Origin of the sequence: Candidatus Frankia alpina (genome assembly GCF_902806485.1) — a bacterium.
Classification (GTDB): domain Bacteria; phylum Actinomycetota; class Actinomycetes; order Frankiales; family Frankiaceae; genus Frankia; species Frankia alpina.
The window spans coordinates 1-7,718 of record NZ_CADCWT010000219.1 but is presented as its reverse complement, the minus strand read 5'-3'; the positions used below and the strand labels follow the sequence as shown (position 1 = coordinate 7,718).

At 70.8% G+C, this 7,718-nt stretch carries 6 protein-coding genes and 1 pseudogene; 5 read left to right on the top strand and 2 right to left on the bottom strand.

The genetic code is table 11. The features are described 5' to 3' along the window. Positions 1–334: 334 nt before the first annotated feature. Positions 335–2,791, top strand: coding sequence for an MMPL family transporter (locus G6R25_RS18960; RefSeq protein ID WP_235949050.1), 2,457 nt, complete (start codon positions 335–337; stop codon positions 2,789–2,791). Here G6R25_RS18960 and G6R25_RS18955 read toward each other — a convergent pair. Then, on the bottom strand, positions 2,719–3,936 hold the full coding sequence (locus G6R25_RS18955) for a sensor domain-containing phosphodiesterase (RefSeq protein WP_163554046.1): 1,218 nt from the start codon (positions 3,934–3,936) through the stop codon (positions 2,719–2,721). The two genes, G6R25_RS18960 and G6R25_RS18955, sit on opposite strands and share 73 nt — an antisense overlap. A gap of 222 nt (positions 3,937–4,158) precedes the next feature. On the opposite strand from G6R25_RS18955, the gene G6R25_RS18950 reads away from it, so the two are divergent. The 3 genes from G6R25_RS18950 to G6R25_RS18940 all read left to right on the top strand — a co-directional run bounded on the left by G6R25_RS18950 (position 4,159) and on the right by G6R25_RS18940 (position 6,071). Next, positions 4,159–4,341 (top strand): hypothetical protein, encoded by a 183-nt coding sequence (locus G6R25_RS18950; protein WP_136448660.1) that lies wholly within the window; start codon positions 4,159–4,161, stop codon positions 4,339–4,341. 203 nt (positions 4,342–4,544) lie between these two features. Continuing rightward, positions 4,545–5,033, top strand: coding sequence for a hypothetical protein (locus G6R25_RS18945; protein ID WP_136448519.1), 489 nt, complete (start codon positions 4,545–4,547; stop codon positions 5,031–5,033). A gap of 153 nt (positions 5,034–5,186) precedes the next feature. Next, the gene (locus tag G6R25_RS18940; protein ID WP_163554045.1) at positions 5,187–6,071 is read left to right on the top strand and encodes an oxygenase MpaB family protein; all 885 of its coding nucleotides are present in this window, start codon (positions 5,187–5,189) and stop codon (positions 6,069–6,071) included. 113 nt (positions 6,072–6,184) lie between these two features. Here the strand turns inward: G6R25_RS18940 and G6R25_RS18935 are convergent, their stop codons facing one another. Continuing rightward, positions 6,185–6,673: an SRPBCC family protein gene (locus tag G6R25_RS18935; RefSeq protein ID WP_136448517.1), complete on the bottom strand. Its 489-nt coding sequence runs from the start codon at positions 6,671–6,673 to the stop codon at positions 6,185–6,187. 175 nt (positions 6,674–6,848) lie between these two features. Here G6R25_RS18935 and G6R25_RS18930 point away from each other — a divergent pair. Then, positions 6,849–7,190: pseudogene (locus G6R25_RS18930) on the top strand (SAM-dependent methyltransferase); the annotation flags it as partial. Between the last annotated feature and the right edge of the window lie 528 nt (positions 7,191–7,718).

Sequence of the window (7,718 nt, the reverse complement as noted above, 5' to 3'; positions counted from 1 at the left end):
TCCGTCACCAGATCGCTTGAAACCACAACTCAACGACACCTAACAAAGCCCTACTAGGATCCGCCGCCGCCGCCGTCCGTCACCACCGTCCGTCACCACCATCCGCCACCACCATCGCGGCTGCTGTCGCCGCGGCCACCCCGTGGCCGGTTCACCCGGACGTGCTGTGATCACGCGGACACGTAGCCGGCACCCCACCGGAGTGCCAAATCTCGCTGTTGTGGGTCCGCTGCACGTTGACGTTGCGCATGTCCTTGGGCCAGATTGGCTCAGCATACGAAACCGACAATCAACCTAAAAGGGCCATATAGCGGCCCCTGCCGAGGAGTGTGCCGTGACGCTACTGGTCCGCTGGTGCCAGCGGTACCGATGGCTGGTCGTCGCGGTGTGGCTGATAGGGCTGATCGCCGCGACGAACGTCTCCCAGGAGTCCGGCGCCCGGTTCAGCCAGGATCTCGGTGTTACCGGCGCCGAATCGCAGCAGGCGATGGACCTGGTGGCCGACATCATGCCGGACAAGAAGCTGCCGGACCTGGAGATGATCGTCGTGCGGGCCCGGGCGGGTGACATGCAGGCGCCCGAGGTGCGGGCGCGGGTCGCCACGATGCTCGCGCAGCTCGGCAAGCTTCCCGGCGTCAGCGGCGTGTTCGACCCCTACAGCCCGATCGGCGCCATTCCGCTCGGTGGCAGCCCCCTGAGCGCGGACGGGCACACCGCGATCGTCTCCGTGCTCATGAAGGGCTCCCCGACCTCTCCCGACCTCCCCGCGATGCGCAACCTGATCGCGACCGCCCGCGACTATGACGGGCCCGATCTCCAGGTCGAGATCACCGGGCCCGCCACCACTGTGGTCGTGCAGGGGACGATCTCACCCTGGCCGATCGCCATCGGCATCGGCGTGGCACTGCTCATCCTCTGCCTGACGGTGCGGTCGCCGGCGGCCGTCACCGTCTGCGCCGTCGCCGCGGGGGCGACGACCGCGGGGGCCCTCGCCGGAGTCACCCTGCTCTCCCAGCGGGCCAACGTCATGCAACTGGCCCTGTTGCTGACGTTGGTGCTCGCCTTCGGCCTGAGCCTCGGCTCCGCCCTCGTCATCGTCAACCGTGTTCAAAGCGGCCTGCGGCAGGGGCACAGGCCCGAGAACGCGGTGCGCGAGGCGATGCGCCACTCCGGCCGGGCGACGCTGGCGGGCAGCCTCGGGCTCGCCGTGGTCATGCTCGGCACCAGCGCGCTGCGGCTGAGAGTGTTCGACGGCCTCGCCCTGGCCGGGTTCACCGCCGCCGCCGTGAGCATCCTCGCCGTCGCCACGCTGCTCCCCGCGATGCTGGCGATCTCCGGGCGTGGCCTGCTGGTCTGGGCCGAACGCAACCACCTGCTCGCCACCGGAACCGGCCTGCCGGTGCGGCCGGGACTGCGGTCGTGGTGGGCGGGGATCGTCGGGCGCCATCCCCAGGCGCTGGCCGGCGTCGCGGTCGCGCTGCTCACCATCCTGGCGCTGCCGGTCGTCGGACTGCGCCTCGGCGGCTCCGACAACGGCGTCGACCCGACGTCGACGACGAGCCGGCGCGCCTTCGACCTGATCAGCCAGGAGTACTTCCCCGGGCTCAACGGGCAGATGATCGTCGTCGCCACGGGCGTGTCCGCCGATCAGCCCGCCGCCGTGGCGCACCTGCTGACGGCGCTCGAGGGCACCCGCGGCGTGCACCGGGCCTTCGTCGTCCTGCAGAACGCCCAGGCGGCGAGCGCCCTGATCCAGGTGTTCCCGAACGACCCGCCCCGGTCGGCGGCGGCCAGCGACCTTGTCCACCGGCTGCGCGACACCACGGTGCCGGCGGCGATCGCGGGCACCTCCCTGGAGGTCTACGTCGGCGGCCAGACGGCGATCTTCGAGGATATGTCGGACCGCTTCGCCCGGGTCCTGCCCGCCTTCCTGATCCTGGAGCTGGGCGTGCTCGGGGCCGCGGTCCTGCTCGGCCTGCGCTCGGTGCGGCACAGCCTGGCGATCACCGCGGCCAGCATGCTCGCCCTCGCGGCGACCCTGGGCGTCATCACCTCGATCTTCTGCAACGGATGGCTGGCCTCCGGGCTCGGCGTGCGCACCGGCCCGATCGAGCCGTTCATCCTCGGCCTCATCCTCATCATCGTGTACGGCCTGTCGATCGGCATGCACCTGACGCTGCTGAGCCGGCTGCGCGGCTCCGCCGACGCCCCGGATCCCCAGGCCGCGATCAGCAGCCGGCATGCGGACATCGGCGGTGTCATCCTCACGATCAGTATGATCATGATTGCGGTGTTCATGGCGCTCACGGCGCAGCAGGTGCGGATGATGAAGCTGCTCGGCATCGGGCTGTCCGTGGGGGTGATCCTCGACGCGCTCCTGCTGCGGGTGGTGCTGCTGCCCGCGCTCATCCACCTGGTCGGGCTGGATCATCGCCGCGGCGGCGACCCGCCGCGACCCACCCCGCCCGCCGCGCCGCGCCGCGGCTCGCGTCGCCGCCTGCTGTCGGCCGGCGCGCCGACGTCGAGCGGGCGCTCCGGCCTGATCCGCCTGTACATCTCGGGGTGCGCCACCCACCTCGCCCGCGGCGCGGCCGCCAGCGCCGGCGGATCCACCGCCCTGGGCGATGTCCTGCCGTCGTTCCCGCAGCCCCGGTCACCGGAGGGCGGCCGTCCGGTGACGCCCGCGGCGCGGGCGTCCGTCCGGGCGATCGGGGATGCTCACTCGTCGGCGGCGACGCAGGCGTCGCGCAGCACGGGGGTGGGGGAGCCGAGCAGGAATCCCTGGCCGTAGCGGATGCCGGCGTCGCGGGTGGTGAGCAGCTCGCCGGCCGTCTCGATGCCCTCGGCGATCACGCCGCCGCCGATCTCCTCGGCGACGTGCACGAGTCCCGTCGCGACCGCGCGCCGCGCCGGATCGGTGTCGATGCCCTGGGTCAGGCTGCAGTCCATCTTGATGATCTCCGGCCGTAGCAGGACGAGCTGCTCCAGCCCGGAGTAGCCGGCGCCGACGTCATCGGCGGCGAACCGGACCCCGAGCCGGCGCAGCCGGTCCAGGTCGCGGGTGACCTCGGGGACGTCGGCGATTCGCTGGTGCTCGGTGATCTCCACCAGGAGGCGATCCGCGTCCGTCCCAGTGATCATCTCCACCAGGCCGGCGGACAGGGTGGTCGCCGAGGCGTTGACGGCGAGGCCGATGTGCGCGGGGATCCGGGGGAGCGCGCCCAGAGCGCGGCGCACCGCGGCGAGCTCCAGCTCGACGGTCAGCCCGACCGCGTCGGCCGCCACGAACCACTGCTCGGTGCTGCGGCAGGGATCCGGAAACCGGGACAACGCCTCCACCCCGACGATCCGCGCTCGTTCCAGGTCGAACACCGGCTGGAAGGCGAGCGTCGGGCCGCCCTGGTCGATCAGACGGCTGACGTCGAGCCAGACCTGGCTGTGCGCCTGCCACATCCGGTGCAGATCGGACACCGAGTCGCGCAGGATCTCGGCGAGCATCAACATGAACTGGGCGTCCCGCTCGCGCAGCTCGCGGTGGGGCCGACGGCCCAGACAGCCGAGCAGACCGTAGATCGTGCCGTCGTCGGTCACGACCGGCACGGCGACGTAGGAACGGATGTCAAGCTCGCGCACGGTGGGCGATTCGGCGGTGCGAGGGTCGGCGAGGGTGTCCGGGATGAGCGTCGGCAGCCGGCCGCTGAGGACCCCGGGGTACAGGCCCCTCCGCCGCCGCACGGTGGATCCCTGGGTGAGGTGGAAGCGGTCGCCGTCGCCGCTGATGGCCTGGATGACGAGCAGGTCGCCCTCGATCCGGCCGAGCCAGGCCGTGTCCATGTGCAGGTGCCGGCGCAGCACTGCGAGCAGCTCCACCACCGCCGCCGACGGGGTGGGGACCTCGGCCGTCGGCCCGAGCAACGTAGCCGTACGCACCGTCATCCGCCTTCACCTCCCCGCGGAGTGTCTGTTCCCGCGACCGCGTCCGCGCACACCCGCGGCGACCGCCGTGCTGCTCCGAATGGGGGACAAACATGCAGGTCAGCGGCATGTTTGTGGTCAGGACCAGATCGGAGCAAATTTGGTGCTTTATGCACGTGAGGGCGGGAAGGGATGACGGTAAGGGCGCATCACGCCGCGGAGCCAACCAGGTGGAGTGAGCACGTGACCATGTTCGACAGCTTGTTGCATGGCCTCGACGACCAGGAGCAGGACCGCACCAAGGAGCTGATCGCCGACAGCGTGGCCACCGATCGCGCCGATGCGCTCGCGGGCAAGGCGCCGGACCGGCTCGTCGACTCCGGCAGCCGCCGCCGCCGCTCCCGCGCCGAGACCCAGCGCCGATAGCGGCTAGCCGGTGACCCGGGCGCGTATCTCCGGACGCTTCCAGATGCCTCCAGACGCCACCTCGGGGCCCTTCGATTGTGGTCTTCCCCGGAAATCACATGCCGCAGGACGCTGGCAGGGGGGAAAATAGCGAGGGGTGCAGTGTCGTCTCCATGCATGGTGCGGGATATGGCGGCCTCACCGTGGAGGGGAGTCGAGGGCTCATGGCGGACGGGTACTACGGCGAGTCGTCGGGTGGAAACCGGGGATCGGGCCGGCGCGGTGAGCGGTTTGCGCAGGCGCGCCGCCTGGCCGGCCAGGCGCGTCAGGACCGCACCACCTCGTGGTACATCCCGCTGGTGCTCACGGTGATCGCCGCCGGGGCGTCGTTCGACGCCTTCGGGCGCGCCTTCGGGTTCCTCTACGCCCTCGTGCTGACGGTCGCCTTCGTCGCGCTGACCTGGACGACGATCCGGCTCATGCCGTCGGTGTCCGACGAGCTCAACGTCTCCCGCATCAGCGGGCCACGTAAACTCTTCGCGGTCGCGAACACCCCGGTGCGCACCCGTGGCGTGTTCGTGCTCGCCGCCGCGCTGCCCATCGCGATCGCTCTGATCAAGGCGGTCGGATTCTTCGTGCTCGGTGGGATCCTGCTCGTCGGCGTCGTGGTCGGCGCCGCGCTGGCCGCCGCCTGGGTATTCGAGCGCCGGTAGCCCCCGCGCCGTAGATGCTGAAGGTTAATCCCGGTTCACCTGCCCGCAACCGTCATCACCCTCCAGCATGTGCCGACGCAACCGGGGCCGATCTCGGCGGCAGGATCGCGCGGCGCCGGACCGGCGCATCATGGGGTGATGGTTGGTGTGCGGATGATTCGTGGTTCCGACGAGGTGCGGGCCTGGCTCGGCGGCCACGTCCTACAGCGCGTCGCCGGTCCGCAGGGCCCTCGCCGGCGGGAACGGATCTTCGTCGCCGAGGGTGAACGCTGGTTCGGCGAGGACCGGCCGATTCGCCGTGTGCACGCGGACGCGGCGATGTTCGTCGGCGGGCTGCGCGCGCTGCTGCTGCAGTCGTTGCACCCGCTGGCCATGGCCGGCGTGGCGGGGCACTCGGACTTTCGGCGCGACCCTTGGGGCCGCCTGCAACGCACCAGCTTCTTCCTCGCGGCGACGACCTTTGGGCCGGCCGAGGAAGCCGAGCGGGCTGTCGCCCGGGTTCGCGGGGTGCACCGGCAGGTCCGCGGGGTGGCCCCCGACGGGCGCCCCTACGCCGCCGGCGACCCGCACCTGCTGCGCTGGGTACACATAGCCGAGGTGGACAGTTTCCTCGCCGCGTTCCAGCGCTACGGCGGGGGCGAACCCCTTGACGCGGACGAGCGTGACGCCTACATCGCCGACGCCGCCGTCGTCGCCGAGAAGCTGGGCGTGATCGACCCACCGCGCACCGAAGCCGAACTCGTCGAGGCGCTGCGCACGTTCCGTCCCGAGCTCGCCGGCACTCCCGAGGCCCGAGCAGCCGCCCGCTACCTGCTGCTCCAGGCGCCGCTCCCGCTCATGGCCCGGCCCCCCTATGGCGCGTTGGCGTCAGCAGCGGTGGGGCTGATGCCCGCTTGGACCCGCTGGCCGCTGCGGCTGCCGTACCTGCCCGCGGCCGAGGCGACCATCGGCCGCCTGGCCGGCCACGGCATCGTCTCGACCATCCGCTGGGCGACCCGCCCAGCGCCGGCAGCGCCCGGAACCGACCCCGACCGGTGAGACACCTCTTGACCGATCGGTCACCCCGATTCCGGGACCCGCGACCGATTGACCTGGCATCGAGCCTCCAGCGCAGGACCAGGCGCCGTAGGGGCCGCTCTGAATGGCGGCCCTCAGGCGTTCGTGGTGGGGGAGGTGACCACCCGGTCGAGGTTGGCCAGCGACTTCTCCAGCATCGTCAGCGGCACCACCGGCCAGCTCACGCGGGTCTTCCACTTCTCCGAGACGCCGCTCCAGTCACAGTAGGAGGTGACGTCGGTGGTGTGGTCGTCGACCGGGACGAGGGTGTAGCCGTAGACGTGGCCGATCGGGGGGTGGTCGACGCCACCGACCGTCCACTCGATCAGGGCGTCCGGCTCGATGCGGGTGACGACGTTGCGAACGCGGTACTTGCCCATCGGGATGTCGCCGAGCGGCTCACGGTCCATGTCCATCTCGAAGGCGTCGCCGGCGCCCGTCACGCGCCGGGCGTCCCCGGCGGCCACGAGCATGCCCGACCCGTCGATCTTGACGTGCCCGGCGGGGTCCGTGACGAGCTCGAAGATCCGCCCGGTCGGGGCGGAGATCCGGCGGGTGGTGGAGATGCGCTGCTCGTCGGCCACGGGTGCTCCTTCGCATCGAGGCGGATCCGGATGGATCCGGGGGATCTGGGGTGCCGCGCCGCCGACCATGATCGCGGGTGCGCGGTGATCCGGGTCACTGCCCTTACGTTGTATATGCCGCGACTGATCGGCGCTCAACCGATACCGGCGCCGACCGGCGCGGTCGCCCTTCTCGCTGAGCGCCGTCGCGGGGTGTCGGGGTGTTGCCACGGCCCGCAGCAATGGGATTTGGAACTACTGGCTGGGCGGCAAGGACTCCTACCCGGTGGACCGGGTAGCCGGCGACGAGTACCTCAAGGTCTTCCCCGGCATCGCCGAGCTGGCCCGCGCCTCCCGTGGCTTCCTCACCCGGTCGGTGACCTGGCTCGCCGAAGAGGCTGGCATCCGCCAGTTCCTCGACATCGGCACCGGCCTGCCCACCGCCGACAACACCCACAAGGTCGTCCAGCGGGCCGCGCCCGACTCCCGGATCGTGTACGTGGACAACGACCCGATCGTGCTCGCGCAGTATCAGGCTTCTAACCAGCATCTTTGTGGTGAGCGGGCCCACCCCAGGGTCCGCACCCGTGTTGCACACACGCCGCACGGCTCGGACGCAGTGCGCCGGCCACAGCGCCGCCAGACCCTCGTTGAGGACGCCCTCCCTGAGCGGCCCCGAAGAAGCCGAAGACGCTCCAATGCGATCGTGCAAACCTCCTGGTCCGCAGCCCGGCGGATCAGGCAGGATGATGCCCTCTCGAAGCGGCGGCGCATCGCCGAGTTGCCGCTTTTACGATCAAGAACGCGCCGCGCGGCAGCTGCGCGCGGCCCTACCGGGCCCGTGCTCGCCGACGCGTCGCGAGACCTGATGCCAACGGAACTTGTGGGCAACACCAAGCCTCACGGACGCTCTTGCTCCGTCGATTCGGCATCCTCAGATCCGTACGCCTCGTTGTAGCAGCCATCCGCGTGAACCCAGTAGTGATAGCCCTTCTTGTAGTCATCAGGGTGTAACTGGTCAGGTATTTGTTTGATCTTGGGTTAGCTGGTTGCGGGCATCCAGGCG

Excerpts from the sequence above, each read along its gene's own strand:
- G6R25_RS18940 (WP_163554045.1), top strand. The coding sequence starts at position 5,187 with ATGATTCGTGGTTCCGACGAGGTGCGGGCCTGGCTCGGCGGCCACGTC.
- G6R25_RS18945 (WP_136448519.1), top strand. The coding sequence starts at position 4,545 with ATGGCGGACGGGTACTACGGCGAGTCGTCGGGTGGAAACCGGGGATCG.
- G6R25_RS18955 (WP_163554046.1), bottom strand. The coding sequence starts at position 3,936 with ATGACGGTGCGTACGGCTACGTTGCTCGGGCCGACGGCCGAGGTCCCC.